The sequence below is a fragment of the Marinicauda sp. Alg238-R41 genome (genome assembly GCF_947331485.1).
In the GTDB taxonomy this organism is placed as follows: domain Bacteria; phylum Pseudomonadota; class Alphaproteobacteria; order Caulobacterales; family Maricaulaceae; genus Marinicauda; species Marinicauda pacifica.
The window spans coordinates 1,141,529-1,163,687 of sequence record NZ_CAMZOJ010000001.1 but is presented as its reverse complement, the minus strand read 5'-3'; the positions used below and the strand labels follow the sequence as shown (position 1 = coordinate 1,163,687).

19 protein-coding genes and 1 tRNA gene are annotated in these 22,159 nt (G+C 66.1%); 13 read left to right on the top strand and 7 right to left on the bottom strand.

Features of this window, described 5'->3' with window-relative positions:
* Window positions 1-5 precede the first annotated feature (5 nt).
* The 8 genes from PGP17_RS05395 (at window position 6) to PGP17_RS05360 (ending at window position 9,937) form a co-directional block, all read left to right on the top strand.
* Complete coding sequence (locus tag PGP17_RS05395) at window positions 6-890, top strand: DUF58 domain-containing protein (RefSeq protein WP_270374528.1); 885 nt, start codon at window positions 6-8, stop codon at window positions 888-890.
* Window positions 887-3,619 (top strand): DUF4159 domain-containing protein, encoded by a 2,733-nt coding sequence (locus PGP17_RS05390; RefSeq protein WP_270374527.1) that lies wholly within the window; start codon window positions 887-889, stop codon window positions 3,617-3,619. The genes PGP17_RS05395 and PGP17_RS05390 overlap by 4 nt, the downstream gene beginning before the upstream one ends.
* Window positions 3,620-3,623: 4 nt before the next feature.
* Window positions 3,624-5,675: a hypothetical protein gene (locus PGP17_RS05385; RefSeq protein WP_270374526.1), complete on the top strand. Its 2,052-nt coding sequence runs from the start codon at window positions 3,624-3,626 to the stop codon at window positions 5,673-5,675.
* Window positions 5,676-5,724: 49 nt separating this feature from the next.
* Window positions 5,725-7,077, top strand: a complete 1,353-nt coding sequence (locus tag PGP17_RS05380) for a mechanosensitive ion channel family protein (RefSeq protein WP_270374525.1) — start codon at window positions 5,725-5,727, stop codon at window positions 7,075-7,077.
* 103 nt (window positions 7,078-7,180) lie between these two features.
* Complete coding sequence (locus PGP17_RS05375) at window positions 7,181-7,399, top strand: hypothetical protein (RefSeq protein ID WP_135942948.1); 219 nt, start codon at window positions 7,181-7,183, stop codon at window positions 7,397-7,399.
* Between the two features lie 81 nt (window positions 7,400-7,480).
* Window positions 7,481-7,852, top strand: a complete 372-nt coding sequence (locus tag PGP17_RS05370; RefSeq protein WP_135942947.1) for a hypothetical protein — start codon at window positions 7,481-7,483, stop codon at window positions 7,850-7,852.
* Between the two features lie 15 nt (window positions 7,853-7,867).
* Complete coding sequence (gene cutA / locus PGP17_RS05365; protein WP_270374524.1) at window positions 7,868-8,209, top strand: divalent-cation tolerance protein CutA; 342 nt, start codon at window positions 7,868-7,870, stop codon at window positions 8,207-8,209.
* Between the two features lie 102 nt (window positions 8,210-8,311).
* A complete protein-coding gene (locus PGP17_RS05360) occupies window positions 8,312-9,937 on the top strand; it encodes an ATP-binding protein (RefSeq protein WP_270374523.1) in 1,626 nt (541 codons plus the stop codon).
* A gap of 43 nt (window positions 9,938-9,980) precedes the next feature.
* Here the strand turns inward: PGP17_RS05360 and PGP17_RS05355 are convergent, their stop codons facing one another.
* Window positions 9,981-11,822: an ATP-binding response regulator gene (locus PGP17_RS05355; RefSeq protein WP_270374522.1), complete on the bottom strand. Its 1,842-nt coding sequence runs from the start codon at window positions 11,820-11,822 to the stop codon at window positions 9,981-9,983.
* A 121-nt stretch (window positions 11,823-11,943) separates the two neighbouring features.
* Here PGP17_RS05355 and PGP17_RS05350 point away from each other — a divergent pair, with 121 nt between their 5' ends.
* Both PGP17_RS05350 and PGP17_RS05345 read left to right on the top strand, forming a co-directional pair.
* Window positions 11,944-12,507, top strand: a complete 564-nt coding sequence (locus tag PGP17_RS05350; RefSeq protein ID WP_270374521.1) for a DUF3299 domain-containing protein — start codon at window positions 11,944-11,946, stop codon at window positions 12,505-12,507.
* A gap of 194 nt (window positions 12,508-12,701) precedes the next feature.
* Entirely contained in the window at window positions 12,702-13,241 is a 540-nt protein-coding gene (locus PGP17_RS05345; RefSeq protein ID WP_270374520.1) for a GAF domain-containing protein, read from the top strand.
* Here PGP17_RS05345 and PGP17_RS05340 read toward each other — a convergent pair.
* From PGP17_RS05340 to PGP17_RS05320, 5 genes are all read right to left on the bottom strand, one after another.
* Window positions 13,238-14,203 (bottom strand): magnesium transporter CorA family protein, encoded by a 966-nt coding sequence (locus PGP17_RS05340; RefSeq protein WP_270374519.1) that lies wholly within the window; start codon window positions 14,201-14,203, stop codon window positions 13,238-13,240. The genes PGP17_RS05345 and PGP17_RS05340 overlap by 4 nt on opposite strands.
* Before the next feature lie 181 nt (window positions 14,204-14,384).
* Window positions 14,385-14,461 (bottom strand) — tRNA-Met (locus tag PGP17_RS05335).
* Between the two features lie 200 nt (window positions 14,462-14,661).
* The gene (locus PGP17_RS05330) at window positions 14,662-16,701 is read right to left on the bottom strand and encodes a methyl-accepting chemotaxis protein (RefSeq protein WP_270374518.1); all 2,040 of its coding nucleotides are present in this window, start codon (window positions 16,699-16,701) and stop codon (window positions 14,662-14,664) included.
* 82 nt (window positions 16,702-16,783) lie between these two features.
* Window positions 16,784-17,116 (bottom strand): energy transducer TonB, encoded by a 333-nt coding sequence (locus PGP17_RS05325; protein WP_135942938.1) that lies wholly within the window; start codon window positions 17,114-17,116, stop codon window positions 16,784-16,786.
* 159 nt (window positions 17,117-17,275) lie between these two features.
* Complete coding sequence (locus tag PGP17_RS05320; protein WP_270374517.1) at window positions 17,276-18,178, bottom strand: cation diffusion facilitator family transporter; 903 nt, start codon at window positions 18,176-18,178, stop codon at window positions 17,276-17,278.
* 167 nt (window positions 18,179-18,345) lie between these two features.
* Here PGP17_RS05320 and mnmA point away from each other — a divergent pair, with 167 nt between their 5' ends.
* The 3 genes from mnmA (at window position 18,346) to PGP17_RS05305 (ending at window position 21,714) form a co-directional block, all read left to right on the top strand.
* Window positions 18,346-19,596, top strand: a complete 1,251-nt coding sequence (mnmA, locus tag PGP17_RS05315; protein ID WP_270374516.1) for a tRNA 2-thiouridine(34) synthase MnmA — start codon at window positions 18,346-18,348, stop codon at window positions 19,594-19,596.
* Between the two features lie 126 nt (window positions 19,597-19,722).
* Window positions 19,723-20,910: a thiolase family protein gene (locus PGP17_RS05310; protein ID WP_135942935.1), complete on the top strand. Its 1,188-nt coding sequence runs from the start codon at window positions 19,723-19,725 to the stop codon at window positions 20,908-20,910.
* 141 nt (window positions 20,911-21,051) lie between these two features.
* On the top strand, window positions 21,052-21,714 hold the full coding sequence (locus PGP17_RS05305; RefSeq protein WP_270374515.1) for a glutathione S-transferase family protein: 663 nt from the start codon (window positions 21,052-21,054) through the stop codon (window positions 21,712-21,714).
* Between the two features lie 11 nt (window positions 21,715-21,725).
* On the opposite strand, the gene PGP17_RS05300 is transcribed toward PGP17_RS05305, so the two are convergent.
* The gene (locus tag PGP17_RS05300) at window positions 21,726-22,148 is read right to left on the bottom strand and encodes a hypothetical protein (protein ID WP_135942933.1); all 423 of its coding nucleotides are present in this window, start codon (window positions 22,146-22,148) and stop codon (window positions 21,726-21,728) included.
* Window positions 22,149-22,159 lie beyond the last annotated feature (11 nt).

Here is a 22,159-nt window from a genome sequence, read left to right as displayed (position 1 = left end):
TCGCAATGGCCGAGACCCGCGCGCCCCGCACCGGTCGCCTGCGCCGCGAGGCGGAGGGTGAAGCCGCGCGCTTCCCGGCCTTGCTCGCAGAGGCGGAGCGTATCGCTGCGAGCGTCATGCACGGCACTCACGGACGGCGCCGTCCGGGAATGGGCGAAAGCTTCTGGGAGTACCGGCCCCATCGCCGCGAGGATGGCGCAACCCGGGTCGACTGGCGCCGCTCGGCGCGCGGCGACCAGCTTTTCGTACGCGAAACCGAATGGGAAGCCGCCAACGGCGTCTTTCTGTGGCGCGATGGCGATGCGGGCATGGCCCTGTCGAGCCCGTCCCTGCCCGTCAAGCGCGACCGCGCGGCAGTCTGCCTGATCGCGCTCGCTTCGCTGCTCTCACGTGGCGGCGAGCGGATTGCCGCGCTCGGCGAGACCGGCCCGGCACGCGGCGGCCGCCGGGGCCTGGAGCGTACCGCGCAGGCGCTGGCCGACGGGCCGGGCGATGTCCGGTCTGTCGAGGCGCCGGCTCTGCCCCGCCATGCCCATGTCGTGCTGGCCAGCGATTTTCTCGATCCGGCCGAAACCTGGCAGGCGCGTCTGGCCGGCCTGCGCGCCACGGGCGCGGGCGGCGCCCTGCTGCGCGTCGTGGACCCGGCCGAAGAGGATTTCCCCTTCTCGGGACGGACCCGGTTTCGCGATCCGGCCTCGAACGGCGATCTCCTGTTCGGGCGCGCCCAGTCGGCGCGCGACACCTACCAGACGCTGTGGCGCGAGCACGCTGACGCGCTGGCCCGGCTGGCCCGACGCAGCGGCTTCACGCTGATCACGCACCGGACCGACCGCCCGGCGGCCTCCGCCGTGATGGCACTCTATCAGGTGATCGCGGGGATGGATCGATGATCGCGCTCGGGCCGCTCGCCTTCGCTGCGCCCCTGGCTCTGCTGGGGCTTCTGGCATTGCCGCTGCTCTTCATGGTGCTGCGCGCGACACCGCCCAGCCCGAGCAATGTCGTGTTTGCCCCGATCCGTCTGCTGCGCCAGATCGCGCGCACGCCCGAGACACCGCAAACCACGCCGCTCTGGCTGATCGTCCTGCGTCTGGTGCTCGCCGCCCTGCTGGTCATCGCGCTCGCCCGGCCGGTCTGGCGCCCTGACACCGAAGCCGGGGCGGATCTGCCGGTTCTGGTCGTGCTGGACTCAGGCTGGACCAGCGCGTCGAACTGGCGCGCCATGACGGGCGAAGCGCGCAGCGCGCTGGAACGGGCGAGCGCGTCGGGCCGGGACGCCGCCCTCATCCTCACCGCGCAGGCCAACCGGTCGGAGGAGGCAAGCGAGCTGCGCTTTGCTCCGGCACGCGAGAGTCTCGCCCGGCTGGCCGCCGTGGAACCTCAGGCCTGGGCCCACCACCGGGGGCAGGCCGCTGAACGCGTCGAGACTCTCTTCTCCGACGAGCGCGCGCCGGACCGGGTGCGCACGCTGTGGATATCGGACGGCATCGAGTCGGACGGATCGCGCACCCTGTCCCAGGCACTGTCAGCGCGCGGCCCGCTGATCGTATCGGTTCCCGAGCCGGGCAACGAACCGGTTGCGTTGCGTCCGGCCGAGGCGAATGCAGAAGGCTTCTCGGTCACACTCGTGCGTCCCCCTGGCGCACCGGCGCGCAGCGTGGAGGTCGTCGCCGTGGCCGATGCCGGTCAGGCCCTGGCGCGCGGCGAGGCCCGGTTCGAGGATGGCGCTGATACGGCCAGTTTCAGTGCGCGTGTGCCGCTCGATCTGCGCAATCGCCTGCGGCTCATCCGGGTGGAGGGCGAAAGCTCGGCCGGGGCGACCCAGCTGACCGACGATAGCTGGCAGCGTCCGCGCGTCGGGCTGATCGAACCGGCCGGCGGCGAACAGGACCAGCCGCTCCTGTCCGACCTTCACTATGCCGGCGAGGCCCTGGCGCCCCACGCGGAAGTATTGCGCTCGCCGCTCGACGCGCTGCTGGAGGCCGAGCCGTCGGTGCTGGTGATGGTCGATGCCGCGCGTGAGGACAGCGAGCGTGTGAACGCCTTCGTCGAGGCGGGCGGCGTGCTCCTGCGCTTTGCCGGGCCGCGCCTTGCCACGCGCGGAGATACGCTCCTGCCGGTTGCGCTGCGTACCGGCGGGCGCCTGTTTGGCGGAGCGATGGCGTGGGACAATCCCCAGCGCCTCGACCACTTTACCGAAGACAGCCCGTTTGCCGGGCTTACCCTGCCCGAAGACGTCTCGGTGAGCCGGCAGGTCCTGGCCGAGCCCGGTCCGGCGCTGGATGCCCGGGTCTGGGCACGGCTTGAAGACGGGACGCCGCTGGTGACCGCCGAGCGGCGCGGCGAGGGCTGGATCGTGCTCTTCCATGTCACCGCCGGACCGGCCTGGTCCGATCTGCCGCTTTCTGGTCTCTACCCGGCCATGCTGCGCCGGGTGCTGTCGCTGGCGGGGCGCAGTGCCGCGGGAGCGCCCTCCCAGGGAGCCTGGCAAATCGATCGCGCACTCGATGGCCTGGGCCGCCTCGGCGAACCGCAAGGGCGGACCCATCCCATCCCGGCCGCGGCGTTCAGCGAAGCCGAGCCCGGTCCGCACACCCCGCCCGGACTCTGGCAGCTGGGCGCGGCGAGCGCCGCCCTGAACGTCGCCGACGATGCAACGGAGCTGGTGCGCCTGCCGCGCGACCTGCCCGGCGCCGTCGTGACAACGCGCGAAGGGGGCGGCGAAATCCGCCTGACCGGGCTGCTGCTCACCCTCGCCGCTCTGCTGCTGGTGACCGACATCCTCATTGCCCTTGCCCTGACCGGACGTCTCAGACCCGCTCGATCGGGTCTTGGCGCTCTGGCGATGGCTGTCGTCCTGCTGCCCGCCGGCGCGTTCGATGCCCAGGCCCAGGATGCCGCGATCAGCGATGCCGAGGCGATGGACCGCGCACTGGAAGTGCGCTTCGGCTACGTGCAGACGGGCAACGCGGAGATCGACCGTATGAGCCGGGCCGGATTGACCGGTCTCGGCCAGACGATCTTCAATCGCACCGCGATCGAGCCGGGCGAGCCTCGCGCCATCCAGATTGAATCCGATCCCATCCTCTTCTATCCGATGATCTACTGGCCGGTGACACGCGACGCGGAGGCGCTGAGCCCGAATGCCTCCGCGCGCATCGAGGCCTATCTGCAGTCGGGCGGGCTGGTCATTTTCGATACGCGCGATGCCGGCCTGTCCGGCCTCGGCGGGACGCCGCATCCTGGCCTGGTGCGCATTCTGGACTCCATCGACATCCCGCCGCTGGACCGGATCACGCCCGATCACGTGCTTGGCCGGACCTTCTACCTGCTCGACGACTTTCCCGGCCGCTATGGCGGCGGCAATGTCTGGGTTGAGGCCGACCCGGACGGGTCCTCACGCGATGGCACATCCGGCGTCATTATCGGCGGAGCGGACTGGGCCTCGGCCTGGGCCACCGGACCGGACGGCCAGCCGCTGGCACCGGTGGAAGGCGGCGACCGCCAGCGCGAGCTCGCCCACCGGACCGGCGTGAACTTCGCGATGTACGCCCTCACCGGCAATTACAAGGCCGACCAGGTTCACATTCCGGCCATTCTCGACCGGCTGGGCCAGGACTGACGCGATGACGGGAACGACACTCGCCTTCAGCCCGCTCGTAGGGACCTCGGCTCTGATCGGGCTGGCCGTGCTTCTGACCGGGGTCATCGCCTATGCGGCGCTGCGCCGCCTGCCCGGCTGGCCGTGGCGCCTGCTCGCAGGCGTGACGGTTCTGGCCGTGCTGACCAATCCTTCTCTTGTGCGCGAGGAACGCGAACCGCTGTCCGACATCGCGCTTCTGGTCACCGATGACAGCGTATCGATGCAGATTTCTGGCCGCAGGCAAGCGGGTGAAGCCACGGCACAAGCCCTGCGCGCCGCCGCCGAAGCCGATCCGCTGCTCGACCTGGTCGAGATCACCGGCGGTCGCGCGGAGGACGGGACGCGCCTGGTCGAGACGATCACGGAGGGACTTGCCGACATTCCGCGCGGCCGCCTGGCCGGCATCGTGGCGGTCAGCGACGGGCAGGTCCACGACCTGCCCGAGGACCCTGGCGCCCTGTCGCTGACAGCCCCGCTTCATCACTTTGCGGCCGGCAGCGCGGAGGCCGGGGACCGCCGTCTCGTCATCGAGGAAGCCCCTCGCTACGGCCTGGTCGGCGATCCGGTGAGCTTCACGCTGCGTGTCGAGGACCCGGCTGCGGCCGAAGGCTCGGCGGAGGTCACCTTGCGCGTGGACGGCGGTGATCCGATCACTGCGCGTGTCGCCATAGGCCGCACGGTGAACGTCGAGGCGGAGGTACGCCATCGCGGTGCCAATGTCGTGGAAATCGAGGTCGAGCCCGGTCGCGAGGAATTGTCGCTTCTCAACAACCGCGCCGCGGTCAGCGTCACGGGCGTGCGTGACCGGCTGCGGGTGTTGCTGGTCACCGGAGAGCCGCATAACGGAGCGCGCGCCTGGCGTGATCTGCTCAAGTCCGACCCGTCGGTGGACCTGGTCCACTTCACCATCCTGCGCCCTCTGGACAAGCAGGATGCGACACCGCCCGACGAGCTGGCGCTCATCGCCTTCCCGGTCTTCGAGCTGTTCCAGCAACGCCTGGAAGAGTTCGACCTGGTCATCTTCGACCGCTACCGCCGGCGGGGGATCCTGTCTCCCATCTATATCGGCAATATCGCCCGCTATGTGGAGAATGGCGGCGCGTTGCTGGTCACTACCGGACCGCCCTTCGCCGGCCCGGCCAGCCTGGCGCGCTCCCAGCTGGCCAGCGTCCTGCCCGCACGTCCGAACGGACAGATCGCGGAAGAACGCTTCACCCCCCAGGTCAGCGAAACCGGCGCCCGCCATCCCGTCACCGCGCCCATGGCCGGCCGCGAGGCGAGCTGGGGTCCCTGGTTCCGCCGGATCGGCGCCATTCCGATTTCCGGCGAGACCGTGCTGGAAAGTCCCGATGGCGAGCCGCTCCTGATCCTGTCGCGCCAGGAGCAGGGCCGCACCGCCATCCTGATGAGCGACCAGGCCTGGCTGTGGGAGCGCGGCTTCGAGGGCGGCGGCCCGCACGACGAGCTGTTCCGCCGGGTCGCGCACTGGCTCATGGGCGAACCCGAACTCGACGAGGAACGCCTGTCTGCGAGCGTGAGCGCGGGAGAGCTGATCGCCACGCGCAGCACACTGGCCGACAGCGCTCCGCCGCTGGAGATCGTCTGGCCTTCCGGCGCCGAACAGAGCGCGGAGATGACCGAAACCGGTCCAGGCCGGTTCGAAGCGCGCCTCGGCGTGGAGGAGACAGGCCTGATCCGGCTGCGGTCCGGGGAGCTGACCACCGTGGTCTCGGCCGGCCCGCTCAACCCGCGCGAATACGAGGATCTGACGGTAGACACCGACGGCCTTGCCCCGCTGGTGGACGCCAGCGGAGGCGGTGTGTTCGAAGTCGGCGCCGGTGAAAGCGTCGACCTTCCGCAATTGCGCCGGACGCGGCCCGGCAGCCTGCAGCACGGCGAGGACTGGGCCGGCCTGCAGCGCAACGGCGCCTATGAAGTCGCAGAAGCCCGGCGCACGCCGTTGACCCCCGGCCTGCTCGCCGTGCTCGTTCTGCTCGCCCTGATCGGTCTCGCCTGGCGCCGCGAGGGACGGTAAGTCCATGAAGGCTTTGCCTTCGCGGAGGGACGCGGGCTAGGCTGAACGCATGGCCAGCGAACCCGCCTCACCTTTCAGCCTGCAACAGCTTCAATCGCTTCGGACCCGCCTCCTGGAAGGGCTCGATGCGGCGAGGGCCGAGGCGTTCACCTTCGACATCGTGCTTCAACTCGGCGCGATCGCTTTCGCCAGCGCGCTCGGACTGGTGCTCGGCCCGCTTCTGGTCAGACTGTTCAAGCGCATCTTCGCCGCGCCCAAGCTCCAGCCCCTGCGCGATGCCGGGGCGCGCGTCGGCGCGTCGATCGCGGGCATGTCGCTCATCGTCATGATGCTGGTGGCGGCCCGCATCGGGTTCGAACAGGCTGGAGGCAGCGTCTTCCTGTTGAACCTGGCCGTGAGCCTGGCTGTGGCCTGGGTGATCATCCGGGTGGCCACAGCGTTCATTGCGGAACCGTTCTGGGCCCGGCTGATCGCGAACATCGTCTGGGTCATCGCCGCGTTGAACATCGTCGGCTGGCTGAGCCCCTTCTCTGCCTTCCTGAACGGCATCGGCATGGATGTCGGCGAAGGCGGGCGGCTCTCGCTCCTGACCGTTCTGCGCGCGGTCTTCATTCTGGCGATCCTCTACTGGCTGGCCACCCGCGTCTCGCGCCTGCTCTCCACACGCGTGACGAAAATACCAAATCTGACGCCTTCGGCGCGCCTTCTGCTGACCAAGACGGTGCAGATCGGCCTGATTACCCTGGCGGTCGTTCTGGGGCTGAACATCTCCGGGGTCGACCTGGCGGCCCTCGCGATATTCTCCGGCGCGGTGGGTCTGGGCATCGGCTTCGGCCTGCAGAAGATCTTCGCCAACCTGATCTCCGGCCTCATCCTGCTGATGGACCGCTCGATCAAGCCAGGCGATGTCATCACGCTGGAGGACACTTACGGCCACGTGAACGCGCTCGGTATGCGCTTTGCCAGCGTCATCACCCGCGACGGGATGGAGCACATCATCCCGAACGAGGACTTCATCACCACCAAGGTGATCAACTGGTCCTATTCCGACCGGGCGGTGCGCGTGAAAAAGGAGATCGGGGTCGCCTACGGCACCGATGTCCCGCGCGCCATGGAGCTGATCGTGGAAGCGGCGAATACCGTGACGCGCGTCCTGGAGGCGCCGGCGACGCGCTGCCTCCTGCGCAGCTTCGACGACAGCCAGATCACGCTGGAGGTCCGGTTCTGGATTTCTGATCCCGAGGGCGGCGTCAACAACGTCTCCTCCGACGTGCTGGTCGCGATCTGGAAGAGCTTTGCCGAGAACGACGTGCAGTTTCCGTTCCCGCAGCGCGACATTCACCTCAAGAGTGAAGAGACGATCCGCGTCCGGCTCGAAGGCCGCGACAGCCCGGAATCGTGAAGCCCCAAGTCGCGAAGCCGGAAGTCGTGAAGGCCAGGCCCTTCATCGCGCATTAAGCCAGCCGGGCTAAGACACAGGCGATAACCGGGGGAGGTTTCCTGTCATGCGTGTCGTCTCGATTGCCACTATCGTCCTGACCCTGCTTGCCGCGCCTGGATGCGCGGTGGCCGGCACGGCCTTCATCGCCGCCGACACAGCCATCGGCGTGACCGGGGCCGCCGTGGGCGCAGCCGGCAATGTCGCCGAAGGTGCGGTCCGCCTGGCCATTCCCGGTGACGGCAAGGACGACCGCGACGAGCGCGACGCCTACGACCGTTCGTGACCGGCTGACGCCGGTGGCTTGGCGACGCCGGGCCGTCCGCCTACCCTGTCATCAGCGCCACACGTTTCGCGGATGACCCTCATGATGATTTTCCTCGCCTCTGCCCTGGCCGTGACCAGCCTGGCCGCTCAACCGGCCAGAGCCCCTGCGCCCGGCCAGTCGACGCTTGCCTGGGTCAATGCCTGCCAGACAGAGGCCGCGTCACGAACCAGCGCGAATGTACGCGAGGCCTGCGCCTGTGCCGCCGGCCTGTTCGCCGGCACCATGACCGAGCGCCAGTACGAGATCTTCGGCCGCATGGCCCCTCACATCTCCAGCCGGTCGGACATTGCGGGAGCGATCCAGCAGATGACCGAACAGCAGGGATACACGCCCGAAGAGATTGCCGGGGTGGGCCAGACCATTGCCAGTCTGGAAACCCGCATCGACCGGGTTTGCGGCGTTCTCGAATAGAGGAACACCGGCCCGATGTCCCGCGACGAGACGATCCGCCTGCTCTACACCACCTGGCCGGACGAGGCCGGTCCGCATGCCGCGGCCGCAACCCTGCTGAGCGAGAAGCTGATCGCCTGTGCGAACATTCTCGGGCCGTCCACCTCGATCTATCGCTGGGAAGGCGAAGTCCAGACGGAGCGCGAAATCGTCGTCCTGTTCAAGACCTCGGCCGCGAGCGCGGCGCGCACGTGCACCCGGCTGACCGAGCTTCACCCCTATGACGAGCCCTGCATCGTGGCCTTGCCGGTCGACCGTGCCGGGTCCGCGCCTGGCTTTCTCGACTGGGTTGCGGACGAGACCGGAGAACGACCGTGACACTCCGGTGAAGTTTCGTTGAAACCTTGCAGTTGTTAAGACACCGGCAAGCTCGGCAGCGCTCTCTCTCGTGCGAGATTTACCAGCAAGGTTCCCGCACAGATGCCAGCGACAGTTCGCAGCCTAATCCACGACGCGCCCATCATAGACCCGGCCCTGACCGGCTCTGAAATCTACGACCTGTTTCATGACGACAAGGACTTGCTGGTCTGCGCCGTCGTCGAGGACGGGATCCCGGTCGGTCTGGTCTCGCGCAACAGCTTCTTTCTCAAGATGGCCGACACGCATGGGCGCGCGCTCTATGCGCGGCGCCCGATCACTGTTCTGATGAATCGCACCCCGCTGCGGATCGAAGCCGATCGCCTGATCGAGGATCTCAGCCGCCAGATCGTCACCGACACGACCTCGGCGCTGTTCGACGGCTTTGTCGTCACCGAGGGCGGACACTATCTGGGGGTAGGGTCCGGGCTCGCCCTGATGCGCGTGCTGCATGAGGAGAGCGAAACCCGCAATCACAAGCTCGCAGCACTGGCCAATCAGCTCAGCCGGGCCCGCCTGGAGGCACTGTCCGCCGCGGACGCCAAATCCGAATTCCTCGCCACCATGAGCCATGAAATCCGCACTCCGCTGAACGGCGTGCTCGGCATATCCCAGCTGCTGATCGATAGCGGGCTGGATCCCGAACGCCTGCGCCTGGCTCGAACCATTCAAAGCTCGGGCGAGATTCTTCTTCGTCTTCTCAACGACCTCCTCGACCTGTCCAAGATTGAGGCTGGCAAGATGGATCTCGAGATAACCAGTCTCGATCTTCAATCTCTTGCCGAGGATACCCTGCAGCTCTGGCACGCGCGTGCCGAAGAGAAAAAGCTCCGCTTCGACGTCCGCCTCGAAGAGGCCGAGCCCGAACGGCTGCAGGGCGATCCGGTACGCATCAAGCAGATTCTGTTCAACCTGATCGGCAATGCGATCAAGTTCACCGACAGCGGATCGGTCGAGGCCGTTCTGCGCCCCGTCCCTATCGGCCCACGCCGGACCGCCTTGCGGGTTGAGGTCCGCGACACTGGTTGCGGTGTGCCCGAGAGCGCGCACGACACACTCTTTGACGCGTTCACACAGGCCGATGGTGCGATCACGCGGAAATATGGCGGCACGGGCCTGGGTTTGACCATCTGCAAGCGTCTCGTCGAACTGATGGGCGGGTCGATCGGCTTTCGCAGCGACGATACCGGTTCGGTCTTCTGGTTCGAAGCCATCCTGTCCAGCGGCGGCGTGGCGGCGCCGAAGCAGGCGCCGGTTTCCGCGCCAAAGCCGGCCGGTCCCGGCCCGCGCATTCTTCTGGCCGAAGACAATCCGATCAATCGGCAGGTCGTTTCCGGCTTCCTGAAGCTGCAGGGCTGGCAGTGCGACATGGTGGTGGACGGAGTCGCTGCCATCGAGGCAGTGCGCACTCAGGCCTACGACCTGGTTCTGATGGACGTGCAGATGCCGCAAGTGGACGGGCTGGAGGCGACGCGCCGCATCCGCCGGCTCGGCGGAGCGCTGGTCCAGCTTCCGATCATTGCCCTGACCGCCAATGCGATGCCCGGCGACGTACGCCGATGCGAGGAAGCCGGCATGGACGGCCATATCGCCAAACCGATCGAGAAGATAAGCTTCTTCGACGAGATCGACCGTGTCATGAAAGTCCAGCAGGATCCGTTGCGCCGCACCGTCGTGCGTCAGGCCTGATCTGTCTCGAGCGAACGTGCGGCGGCGTCGAGTGAGCCTCGCCTCACGCGATACGGCGCAGGTTCACCACGGCGGTTGGATCCGATTGCAGCACGAGGCGCAGCCCTTCCAGGAGCGGCTTGGCGACGACAGGCGCGCGCACATGGACTTCTTCACCGACCATGGTGAACGGCTCGGACAATTCGGCATCGAGACGCAGGATCGGGGTCAGCGAGTTTGTCGAGGCCAGACCGCGAATATCGGCAATCACGTCCTCAGGCGCACAATCATCAAGCTCCAGGCCGACCACGACGGCATCGTAGGCGGCAGAGTTGAGGATCTCGGTCAGTTCCCGCCCGCTCGACGCACAGGTGACGGTGCAGTTGAACGATTTAAGATAGCCCAGGAGAACCGACTGGCGAGACGTATCGCGCTCGGCAGCCAGGATGCGCAGGCGCCGGCTGGTCAGGTCCAGGCGTTCGCTTTCAGCGTATCGGTCCGCCTTGTTTGACTGACGAAGCTGCAGCTCGACGCTGAAGCTGGAGCCGCGCTCGAGCGGTTCGAAACTGACGCTGCCATTCATCAGTTCGGCCAAGCGCGAGGCGAGGTGCAGGCCCAGCCCCGTCCCGGCTTCGCGGATCGACTGGTCCATCTTGTCGCGCGAGAACGCATCGAACAGCGTATCGCGCGCGCCTTCGGGCACACCGCTTCCAGTGTCGCAGACGCTCACACGCAAATTGCTCGACTCGTTTTCCAGCTCGTCGTGTTCGATACGGACCGTGATGCCGCCCTCATCTGTGAAGCGGATGGCGTTTTCCAGAAAGGTGCTAATGACCTGCATCAGGCGGTTCTCGTCGCCGCGCAGCGCCTTGTCCGCATCGCCGGCATATTCAACGGCGAATTCCAGGCCCTTCTCGCGCGCGAGCGGACCGCTAGTGCGCTCGACGCGCTCGCCCAGTTCGCGCGGGGTCACGTCGTCCAGCACGAGTTCAAGCCGGCCGGCCTGAATGCGCGACACATCGAGGATATCGCTCACCAGGGTCGAGAGCTTTTCCGCGCTGGTGCGAATACGCCCGACCATCCGGTTGGGCTCCTCGCCCAGATCGGTATCGGTCAGGATCTGCGACATGCCCAGGATGCCGTTCAAAGGCGTGCCCAGATCGTGGCTCATATTAGCGAGAATGGCCGCGTTCGAACGCGCCTGCTCCTCGGCGGTCCGCGCGGCGGCCTCGTGGCGTTCGGCTAGGCTGGTCATGGCCTCGGTCTGCGCCTCGGTTTCCTCGCGCGCCTCGGCCAGGGCCGCACTGGTATGGACCGCCTCGACGAGCACGTTCGAATAGGCCCGCGCCAGCCCGTGCAGCGCAATGCCGAAGCCGACCAGCATCACGACGAGGAGCCAGCCAAACACCGTGCCGGACAGGGCCAGCGACAGGGCCCAAAGGCCAAGAGCGGGCGCGGCATAGGCGACAGCCACGCTCTGCTTGGCCGCCGAGGTCATCACCGCTCCGGCCACCATGCCGGCAATCACAAGGGCGATGGCCTGATGAACCACGACCGGTGCATCGGAGGTAACCATGAGGGGAACGACGCCCCAAGCCACGCCCACCCCGAAGGAAAACAGCAGATACGCCGTCATGGCCCGGTCGCTGGGCAAACGATCTGCCTGCCGCGCGGACCACATGCAGGCGAGGCGGCCGAGCGTCAGCGCGGACAGGGTCACGAACCAGATGGCATGAAGTGTCAGGTCGACGTGGCCGAACAGGAAGACGCTGAGCAGGACCGCGTTGATGATATTCATCGGTACGGCGCGCAGCGCACTGCTGGCCACAAGGCCCCGGCGCGCATCATTGGTCAGTGTCGCGACCTGTTGAGCGCGCTCACTGGCGCGAGCGTGTGAAAACCCCATTTTCATCCTCCAAACCGCATTTTGGCGCGGCTATTTCAGGATGATTGTGCACAGCGCTCGTTAAAACCGGGTATGCAAGCCGTTTACACTACTACAACCCCAATTTTCGTGGAGTATCGTCGTGCGTTTAGCTCAAACAGTCCTGTCTCTTGGCCTCGCCCTGCTGGCCGGTCTCGTCGCCGCCTGCTCCGAGGACGATGCGCGCCAGGACCTGGCCGGAGCCACGCAGGAGACCCTGGAGATCAGCTGGCCCGACCTCTTGCCGGCCAGCGAACGCGCGACGCTCGATGCAATGCGGTCCGGCGCCGGCTCCGCCGAGGACCTGGCGGAATATTCCTCGTCCTCGCGCGACTACCAGACCGGCAGCTTTCGCACGGTGGAGCGGCTGGACGGCCGGCGCGTACGCATGCCCGGCTTCCTGCTGCCTCTCGACGTGACGCAGCGCGGACAGGCGAACGCTTTCCTGCTGCTCCCCTATCACGGCGCATGCGTGCACTACCCGGCGCCTCCACCGAACCAGATCGTCTATGTGACATCGATCGAGCCGGTCGCGTTCGACGCATTGTGGGATCCGGTCTGGGTCGAGGGCGTTCTGCAGATCGACCGCCGCGCAACCGAGCTGGCCGAAACCGCGTATTCCATGACCGTTGATTCTGTCAGTGACTACACACCCGAACCGTCATAATTTTGTTATATTCATAGGGCATCTGATGTGGATAACATCGGCTGTGACGGCACCCCTCCCGCTCGCCGCCAACCGCCAATTTACTGAAAAATTGATAGAAGTTGGTGTTCACTGAACTTGTTCATCTTACATTAATGTTGCATTTACCATAACGGGCTCGAGACACAGAAGAGGGAGTGTCGACGATGGTTCGAATGGATTTGGAACGGATTGCCAGGCTGGGACCGGTTGAAACGCTGGAGTCGGCGGGCACTCACGCGGCAGCGGCCCGCCTCGATACGCTGGACGCCCTAGCGCGAAGCGCGGCGGTCGCATTGCACACGTCCATCGGTCTGATCTGTCTGGACGAGGGCGAAACCCTGCGCCTGGTTGGCCGACACGGCACCGACCTTCCCCGCGTCAGGCGAGAAGACACGTTCTGCGATCAGGCCCTGCGCGAACTTCAGCCGTTGGTGGTTTCCAACGCGCGTCTCGACCCGCGATTCCAGTCCAGTCCCTTCGTGACCGGTCAGCCCGGCCTTCTGGCCTACGCCGGTGCACCGCTCATTTCCGACACCGGAGAAGTGATGGGCACGATCTGCGTTCTCGAGCGCTATGGCCGTAGCTTTGAGGCCGGCGAGATCCTGTCGCTTTTGCGTCTGGCCGACCTTGCAAGCCAGGCGCTTTCCGACATGTACGATGATTTGCGCGCCGTGCCTGCGAAGCCGGAGACCTCTGCGGTCACGAACAACTAGAGCCAGTTCATGCGCTTGAAGAACAAGAAAGGCCCGATCGCGACGACGGCCATCAGGGCAAGCGCGTAGGGATAGCCGAACATCCAGTCCAGTTCGGGCATGACCTCGAAATTCATGCCGTAAATGCTGGCAACGAGCGTGGGCGGCAGGAAAATCACGGCGATCACCGAGAACAGGTTGATGATCGAGTTCTGGGCGCTGGAAATGAAGCCCAGCGTCGCGTCGAGCAGAAATGCGACCTTGTTGTTGAGATAACTCTCCTGCTCGATCAGTGATTTCAGGTCCTCGCGCACGATGTCGAGGCGTTCGTTCTCGATCGTGGCATCGTCCTGAAGACGTGCAAATCCGAGAACCCGGTTCAGGCTCAGCAGACTCTGCTGCACCTTGCCGACCCGGTTGGCGATCAGCCCGGTCCGCGTCAGCAGATCGTCGTAGACCTCCGTGACCTGGGCACTCTTCTTGGTAGCCCGGCTGGTGAACAATTCCTGCGAGATCGTTTCCAGACCCGCCCCCGCCTCTTCCAGAATATCCGCGGACCGGTCGATGATGGTTTCAAGAAGACCGGTCAGCACATCCGCGCCCGAGCAGGGTTCGTCGGTGCGCCGCCCGAGTCTCGCCAGGTAGCTGTCGAACGGACGTGGCTCATGGTAGCGCACGGTGACCAGCCGGTTCGCGTTCAGCACAAAGCTGACCGGGCCGTCCTGCGGCATGTCCCGCCCCGCCACACTGACCAGGGTCGCGGTCATGATGCGCGCATCGCCTTCGCGATAGGTCCGGGAACTGGCTTCGATCTCCTCCATGTCGGCCCGTGTCGGCAGACCGACCCCGACGAATCCGGCCGCAGTGGCCAGTTCCTCGCTATCGGGATCGAGCAGATCGACCCAGACCGCGCTGTCCGGGATCGCGCCCGGCTCATCCGGGCGCATCAAGGCCCGCCCGCCTGCATCGAGATATCGAAGCATGTCACCTCCCGCCATTGCCTTCGTGCGCCCAACCCTTCGACCTGCGCCGGGGTTCCCCTGACCCTCTTGCGCCTGTTCCCGGTCTTTCACGAGACCGAAGCGGTTACAGGGACACAGATCCGGGCAAGCACGCGCACCTGGCTGCAACGCAGTCGGGCCGTGATCGTCTGAAAGGAAGGAATGGTAGCGGAGGAGGGACTTGAACCCCCGACACGCGGATTATGATTCCGCTGCTCTAACCAACTGAGCTACTCCGCCACTGGAGCGCGGGGTCGTTCGAGACCCCCGTCAGGCGGTCGCATATACGTAAAGCCGGCGCGGGGCGCAAGCCTGACAGGGCGCGATTACCGCCCCGGTTGCAGCGCGGCTCTCAACGCGGGACACGAAGCCCTGCCCAAAAGAAAAGGGCGGCCCGCGACGGACCGCCCTTCTTCCCATTCAGCACCGTTGCGTCGCCGTCAGGCGGCACGCACACCGTCGAGGAAGCGGGCCACCGCGCCGCGCAGGTCTTCGGCTTCAGTATTCAGGCTAGAGGCGGCCTGGTTGACCTGAGCGGCGCACTGGCCGGTCTCGGAGACGGTCGCATCCACGCCCTGGATGGATTCGGCCACGCGGCGCGTGCCGCCGGCCGCTTCCTGGGCCGAACGGGTAATCTCGCTGGCCGCAGCGCGCTGCTCTTCCATGGCTGCGGCAATGGCGGTGGAGATCTCGTTCATCTCGCTGATCACCTCGCCGATATTGGCGATCGCATCGACGGCTTTCTGGGTCGCGTCCTGGATGCCGGTGATCTGTTCGGAGATCGAGCCGGTCGCGCTGGCCGTCTGGCTGGCGAGCGTCTTCACCTCGCTGGCGACGACCGCAAAACCCTTGCCCGCCTCGCCGGCCCGGGCCGCCTCGATCGTGGCGTTCAGGGCCAGAAGATTGGTCTGCTCGGCGATATCGTTGATCAGCTTGACCACGCCATCGATCTTGTGAGCCGCGTCGGACAGCGTGCGCACATCGTGATTGGCTTCCCCGACGCGCGAGGCGGCCTGCTGGGCGATATCGCTGGAGCGGGAGATCTGCTGGGCGATTTCGGAGATCGAGGATGTCATTTCCTCGGCCGCGGCCGCGACGGTATCCACGTTCTGAGCAGCCGTGCTGCCCGCCTCGTTGGCGTCGGCGGTCTTCTGGCTGGCCCCGTGCGAACTCTCGGTCAGCGCGTTGGCGGCCATTTCCATTTCGTTGGCAGCCTCGGACACGGCGTTGAGCGCACGCGAAGAGGCATCGTCAAAGCCCTTGACCAGTTCCTCGATCGACTTGGCGCGCGCTTCGCGGGCCTGGCGCTCGGCGGCCGTCTCGCTTTCCAGACGCTGGCGTTCGATCGCATTTTCGCGGAAGACCTCGACCGAGCGCGCCATGCCGGCGATCTCGTCCCGGCCGCTATCATCGACCTCGCGGCTCGTATCGCCGTCGGCGAGCGCCGACATGGCGCGCGAGATACCGGTCAGGCGCTTGAGAAGATTGTTGTTGACGTAGAAGTAGGCGATGGCGGTCGACAGCGCGACGGCCACGACAGCAATGATTGCGATCAGAACGGTGCCGAACGCGATCGCGCTATTGCCCGAGGCCATCGCCTGGTCTGTGCGCGTCTGGGCGACGTCGGCCACGCTGGCGACGACCTGGCTCATCATGGCCCCGGCCATCCGGGCCTCTTCAACGGCGAAGTCGGCGTTTTCCGAAGCCGTGAGCTCGCGACGCGCCAGATCGAACAGGCCGGTCTCGCCCTCGCCGCGTTCCAGAAAGGAATTGACGGTCACTCGGACTTCGTCGCTCACCGAGCCGCCCAGAATTGCCAGGTTCACAAACAATTCGTCGGCGGCGTCGAGATAACGGTTTTCTAGAGCGTCGACAGCTTCGGCCTCTGTCACCGCATCCAGCTCGGCATATTCGGTGGCGATCAGGTTCAGGCCCATGATGGCGCGCAGGAGCGATTCCACCTCGTCGGGATCGGCCGCGGTATCGAGTTCGGTCTCAAGGCCGGTGGCAGCCTGCTGACGCTCGCGGAGCGCGGCATTGGTCTGTTCGCCGCGCATCTCGCGCGCTTCAAGCTTGCGAGCGACAGGCCCCGTCGCATCGGTCACGCGCGCAGCCAGATCGTCCAGCGTCGTTTGAATTTCGGCCAGGTCGCCCGGGTTCAGTCCGGCGGCTTCCATCCGGTCCACCGCAGCACTCGCATCTGCAAGCAGCGAGTTGAGCTGGGCCTCGGCGCTGGTGGCCTCGATCTGATCGCGCGAGCGGGCAAAGGCGGCCAGCTGGCCGGTGATGGCACCGGACGTGGCTTCCAGAGACTTGGTCGCTTCAGCCAGCGGGGCGGCTTCTTCCACCAGATCCGTCATTGCCGTTCGGGCTACCGCGAACGAAAAAAGCCCGGCGCCAGCGGCGGCGAGCGTCGTCACGGTCACGAGCGCGAACGCTGCGAGCAGCCGTGTCTGGACCGAGTGGAGGGAGATCTTCATCTTAAAGCCCCGCTAAGGTTAATTCTGATGGTCCCAAGAAAAGGCGGCGTCGGTTAACGCCGCCTTTCTTGAAGTGTCCGACTTAACCGCCGAGGTTGAAGTCGAAGCGTTTTTCCACGCCCGTCGTCACGGAGCCCGGCACATAGCGCCAGTCTTCGAGCGCACGAAGCACGGCGCGGTCGAAAATCCCTTCCGGGGTCTGCTCGACGACTTCGACGTTCGCCACTTCACCGGTTTCGGTGACGTTGTAGCGCACGGTCACATAGCCTTCGAGTTCACGGCGCTCGGCGCCACGCGGATATTCCGGCGCGGCCACTTCGACCAGCTCCGGCTCGGCCGCCTGAGCAAATGCAGTGCCGCCCATCAGGCTCGCACCGGTCACGACAGCCGCCATCAGGCTTGAAAACTTCTTCATCACACCCTGTCCTTTTCTTTGACACTTGTTCTTCGTGTCTGACTTCGCTTGGCAAACCCGCCCCATCCCGGTTCGGGCATGCGCAGGTATAGGCCTGGATGGGTTGCCAGCCGCTTAACGGGAGTCAAAAAAAGGGCAGATTACGCCAGCCGCTTGTATTTACTGATCGGCGCACGTGCCGAATTCGGCCTCGACCGTCACGTGGGACAGGCCGTGCTCGCGTTCGAGGCGGGACTTGATCGCCTGGACCGTGGCGTCCACCCCGACACTGCTCGCCAGCCGGGCGTGCAACGTGATCATCGGGCGTTCCTGGGTGATCGACCAGACATGGATGTGGTGGACATCCTCCACGCCGTCGATATGAGCCATCAGATCGGTCCGGATCGCCTCCCGGTCGGTTTCCGGCGGCGCGGCCTCCAGCAGGATCAGCCCCGCATCGCGCATGAGGCGCCAGACCGAGATGGCGATCAGGGCCGAGATGGCCAGCGACAGGATCGTGTCGATGGCCAGGAAGCCGGTCCACAAGATCACCCCGGCAGCCACCAACGCAGCAACCGAGCCGAGGATATCGCCCATCACATGGGCGGCCGCCCCGCGAATGTTCAGATTGTCCCGGTCCGCCCCGTGGAGGATCGCAAATGCGATGATGTTCACCACCAGGCCCAGTGCGGCGATGACCATCATCGGCCCGGCCTCGATGTCTTCTGGACTGGCCAGGCGGCCGACCGCCTCGATCGCGATCCACACCACGATCACGCCCAGCGTCACGCCATTGGCGAACGCCACGAGCACCTGGACCCGGTCGAAGCCGAAAGTGCGCCGCGCATCGGCCGGGCGGCGCGACACCCGGAATGCGAACCAGGCCAGCGACAGCGCCGCGAAATCGGTGAACATGTGCGCCGCGTCGGCAAGCAGCGCCAGCGAGCCGGTCAGAATGCCCCCGACGACTTCGGCGACCATGAACAGGCCCGTGATCGCCGCCGCCAGAAGCGTGCGCCGCTCATTGCCCGCATGGGTGTGGACGTGGTGGTGATGACCGCTGTGGTCGTGATCGTGAGCCATGGGAGGGAGCGTTAGCGTGCTGCGGGGCAGCTGGAAAGCTATGGAATAACGTTGCGCAGCCGGTTTCAGCTCGTCGCGGCCCTCCCCTTCCACCCAAGGGCATTCTGCCTTATATCCCGGCCATCTTTTTCGTTTGCTGGCGGCCTTGACCCGCCGGGAGGCAAGACATGACGACCCTGATCAACCGCACCCCGGACGCATCCGGGCGTGCCGGCGCACCGCTATCCGCGCCTGCTGCTTCCGCCCCGCCCGCACTCGATGCGGACCGCGTGGATGCACTGATGGCCGAGTACGGCCTTGTCGGCGACTTTCTCCAGCTTGGCGGCGATCCGGCGAACCACCGCGTGGTGGCCGCCATGTCCGGCGGCGTGGACTCCTCTGTCGTGGGCGCCGTGCTGCACCGGGCCGGCTATGATGTCGTGGGCATGACGCTGCAGCTCTACGATCATGGCGAGGCGATCCACCGCAAAGGCGCATGCTGTGCCGGGCAGGACATTCACGATGCGCGGCGCGTGGCCGACGCGATGGGGTTTGCCCACTACGTCCTCGACTATGAGTCCCGCTTCAAGCAGGCGGTGATGGAAGACTTCGCCGACACCTATCTGGCCGGGGCGACGCCGATCCCGTGCGTGCGCTGCAACCAGACGGTCAAGTTTGCGGACCTGCTCGAGACTGCCCGCCAGCTCGGCGCGGATGCGCTGGCCACCGGTCACTACATCCGCCGTGACATGAGCGGCAACCGCGCCGGCCTGAAGCGTGCCGCCGACCCGGGCAAGGATCAGTCCTATTTCCTGTTCGCGACCACGCACGAGCAGCTGGACTTCCTGCGCTTCCCGCTCGGCCATCTGAGCAAGGACCAGACGCGCGAGCTGGCCGAGGCCTTCGGTCTGATCGTCGCTCACAAGCCTGACAGCCAGGATATCTGCTTCGTGCCGGACGGCGACTACGCCTCCGTGGTCAAGAAGCTGCGTCCCGAAGCGGCCCGGCCGGGCGAGATCGTTCATGCCGACGGGCGCGTGCTCGGCGAGCACGAGGGCGTCATCCATTACACGGTTGGCCAGCGCCGCGGGCTGGGTGTCGCGACGGGCGAGCCGCTTTACGTCATCCGCCTCGATGCCGATGCCGCTCAGGTCATTGTCGGCCCGCGCGAGGCGCTGGACGTGACGCGTATCGCCCTGTCGGAAGTCAACTGGCTTGGCGAGGGCGAGCTGGCAGACGCGGACGGTCTGGCGATCGGCGTGAAAGTGCGTTCGACCCGGCCGCCCAGCCCGGCCACGCTCGAAGTCGGCGATGACGGCGTTTTCGTCCTGCTCGCCGATGGCGAACAGGGCGTTGCCCCCGGTCAGGCCTGCGTCTTCTATTCCGACGGCGATCACGAACGCGTGCTCGGCGGCGGCTGGATTCGCGCCACGCGCTAGTCTTTGCGCCGCCGCCGGGACTTGCCTGCCAGCGCTCTTGACGCAGCGCGGTAGAAAAGTCTCATGTGGCGCCCGAAATTGCCCCGAGGCGTGCAATGACGCCTCGTCCCCGTGAGGAGTATCGAAATGAGCACTGAAGACCCGATTGTTATCGTCGGCATGGCCCGCACGCCAATGGGCGCGCTCCTGGGCGAGCTGTCGCCCTTTTCAGCGAACGAGCTGGGTGCCGAGGCGGTCAAGGCAGCCCTGGCCGAAGCCGGCGTCGCCGGTGACGATGTCGACATGATCTATATGGGCAACGTGCTCGGCGCCGGTCAGGGCCAGGCCCCGGCCCGCCAGTCGGCGATCAAGGCCGGCCTGCCCAAATCGGTCGAAGCCACCACGCTGAACAAGATGTGCGGGTCCGGCATGCAGGCCGCCATCATGGGCCGCGCGGCCATCCGGGCCGGCGATGCCAACGTGCTGGTCGCCGGCGGCATGGAGTCCATGACCAACGCGCCGCACCTGCTTCCGAACCACCGTTCGGGGTTCAAGTATGGCCACGATGTCATCAAGGACCACATGGCGCAGGATGGTCTGGAAGACGCCTACGAGAAGAAGGCGATGGGCGTCTATGCCGACATGATCGCGCAGGAAAACCAGTTCACGCGCGAAGACCAGGATGCCTACGCGATTGAAACGCTCAAACGCGCCCAGAAAGCCGGTGAGAGCGGCGCGTTCAAGCGCGAGATCACGGCGCTCACCCATGCCAGCAAGAAGGGCGACGTCACGGTCGATACCGACGAGCTGCCGCGCCGCGCCAAGCCGGACAAGATTCCCAGCCTGCGCCCGGCTTTCTCCCCGGACGGCACCGTGACCGCAGCCAACGCCTCGGCCATCTCCGACGGAGCAGCCGCGCTGGTGATGATGCGCCTGTCCGAAGCCGAACGCCGCGGTCTGGCGCCGATCGCCAAGATCGTCTCGACCGCAGGCCATGCTCACGAGCCGGCCTATTTCACCACCGCTCCGGTCCCGGCCATGCGCAAGGTCATGGAGAAGGCAGGCTGGTCGATCGGCGATGTCGATCTGTGGGAAATCAACGAGGCCTTTGCCGTCGTTCCGATGATCGCGATCAAGGAACTCGGCCTCAGCCACGAGAACATCAACATCAATGGCGGGGCATGCGCGCTCGGCCACCCGATCGGCGCCTCGGGCGCGCGCATCCTGGTGACCCTGCTGGCGGCGCTGGAAAACCACGACCTCAAGCGCGGCGTGGCCTCGCTGTGCATTGGCGGCGGCGAAGCGACTGCGGTCGCGGTCGAACGCATGTCGTAGGAAAGCGCCGGCTTCTCTGCAGAAGACCGTCCTTGCCACGCGCGAGGCACAAACCCCCGGCCCTTCCGGCCGGGGGTTTGTTTTTGCCCGAGGTCAGCCTAGCTTGCGGCTGGCATAGTCCGTGCCCAGGAAGGCTCCGTCATGATTACCGTTCACCACCTCGAAGACTCCCGTTCCCAGCGCGTGCTCTGGCTGCTGGAAGAGCTGGGCGTCCCCTACGAGGTCAAGCGTTACGAACGCGATCCGAAGACGAAGCTGGGCCCCAAGGCGCTCTACGACGTGCACCCGCTCGGCAAGTCGCCGGTTATCACCGATGGCGACGTCACCGTGGCCGAGACCGGCGCGATCTTCGAGTATATCGCCGACACCTGCGAGCCCGGCAGTCTCGTGCCCGAACGGGGCAGTGCGGACCGGCGCGCGGTCACCTACTGGCTACACTATGCCGAGGGTTCGGCGATGCCCTTGCTGGTGATGAAGCTCGTCTTCTCCCGCCTGCCGGTCAACGCGCCGCTGCTGATGCGCCCGCTGGTCAAGTCGGTGTCCGGCAAGGCTCAGGACAGCTTCATCGATCCGCGCATCGGTGAGCATGTGCGCTTCTGGGAGCAGGAACTGGCCAAGACGGGCTGGTTCGCCGGCGAAGACATGACGCTGGCCGATATCATGATGAGCTTTCCCCTCGAGGCTGCCAATCAGCGCGCTGACGTGAGCAAGACGCCGAATATCCGCGCCTTTCTGGAACGCATCCATGCGCGCGACGCGTACAAGCGGGCTCTGGAACGCGGCGGGCCCTACAGCTTCGCCTGAGAGGACCGGGATCAGTCCAGCAGCAGGACCGAGTCATCCAGTGGATCTGGGTGCAGCTGGCTAAGTCCCACGAAATCGACGGCTTCTACCCAGCTGTCAAAGACTTGCACCCTCGCGCCGGCGTCCCGCCCGGCCTGAACCATCACATCCACAGGTCCGGCGGGGTGCGCGCCCCGGATGCAGGCCCAGCGAAGCCCTGCCGGCAGGGTGAGGCGCACGCCCTGCGCAAACAGGCTCCAATTGGCCGGATCGGGGAAGCTGTCGAGCAGACGCATGTCCAGTATCACCCCCCAGATACCGTCCGTCGCCACGAAGCGCTTGAAATCCTGCAGGCGATCCATCGCCCCTTCCATGTCCTGATGGCCCTGGACTGCGACATACCAGACGCGGATCCGGTCCTTGAGGATGAAGCTTCGCGCAACGTTATCGGGCATGGGCTAGTGGC

What these genes read in the sequence shown, in the direction of transcription:
- PGP17_RS05355 (WP_270374522.1), bottom strand. Translation starts at nt 11,822, where the DNA reads ATGGGGTTTTCACACGCTCGCGCCAGTGAGCGCGCTCAACAGGTCGCG.
- cutA (WP_270374524.1), top strand. Translation starts at nt 7,868, where the DNA reads ATGTCCCGCGACGAGACGATCCGCCTGCTCTACACCACCTGGCCGGAC.
- PGP17_RS05395 (WP_270374528.1), top strand. Translation starts at nt 6, where the DNA reads ATGGCCGAGACCCGCGCGCCCCGCACCGGTCGCCTGCGCCGCGAGGCG.
- PGP17_RS05375 (WP_135942948.1), top strand. Translation starts at nt 7,181, where the DNA reads ATGCGTGTCGTCTCGATTGCCACTATCGTCCTGACCCTGCTTGCCGCG.
- PGP17_RS05340 (WP_270374519.1), bottom strand. Translation starts at nt 14,203, where the DNA reads ATGCTTCGATATCTCGATGCAGGCGGGCGGGCCTTGATGCGCCCGGAT.
- PGP17_RS05330 (WP_270374518.1), bottom strand. Translation starts at nt 16,701, where the DNA reads ATGAAGATCTCCCTCCACTCGGTCCAGACACGGCTGCTCGCAGCGTTC.
- PGP17_RS05320 (WP_270374517.1), bottom strand. Translation starts at nt 18,178, where the DNA reads ATGGCTCACGATCACGACCACAGCGGTCATCACCACCACGTCCACACC.
- PGP17_RS05345 (WP_270374520.1), top strand. Translation starts at nt 12,702, where the DNA reads ATGGATTTGGAACGGATTGCCAGGCTGGGACCGGTTGAAACGCTGGAG.
- PGP17_RS05390 (WP_270374527.1), top strand. Translation starts at nt 887, where the DNA reads ATGATCGCGCTCGGGCCGCTCGCCTTCGCTGCGCCCCTGGCTCTGCTG.
- PGP17_RS05385 (WP_270374526.1), top strand. Translation starts at nt 3,624, where the DNA reads ATGACGGGAACGACACTCGCCTTCAGCCCGCTCGTAGGGACCTCGGCT.
- PGP17_RS05370 (WP_135942947.1), top strand. Translation starts at nt 7,481, where the DNA reads ATGATGATTTTCCTCGCCTCTGCCCTGGCCGTGACCAGCCTGGCCGCT.
- PGP17_RS05310 (WP_135942935.1), top strand. Translation starts at nt 19,723, where the DNA reads ATGAGCACTGAAGACCCGATTGTTATCGTCGGCATGGCCCGCACGCCA.
- PGP17_RS05305 (WP_270374515.1), top strand. Translation starts at nt 21,052, where the DNA reads ATGATTACCGTTCACCACCTCGAAGACTCCCGTTCCCAGCGCGTGCTC.
- PGP17_RS05380 (WP_270374525.1), top strand. Translation starts at nt 5,725, where the DNA reads ATGGCCAGCGAACCCGCCTCACCTTTCAGCCTGCAACAGCTTCAATCG.
- mnmA (WP_270374516.1), top strand. Translation starts at nt 18,346, where the DNA reads ATGACGACCCTGATCAACCGCACCCCGGACGCATCCGGGCGTGCCGGC.
- PGP17_RS05360 (WP_270374523.1), top strand. Translation starts at nt 8,312, where the DNA reads ATGCCAGCGACAGTTCGCAGCCTAATCCACGACGCGCCCATCATAGAC.
- PGP17_RS05325 (WP_135942938.1), bottom strand. Translation starts at nt 17,116, where the DNA reads ATGAAGAAGTTTTCAAGCCTGATGGCGGCTGTCGTGACCGGTGCGAGC.
- PGP17_RS05300 (WP_135942933.1), bottom strand. Translation starts at nt 22,148, where the DNA reads ATGCCCGATAACGTTGCGCGAAGCTTCATCCTCAAGGACCGGATCCGC.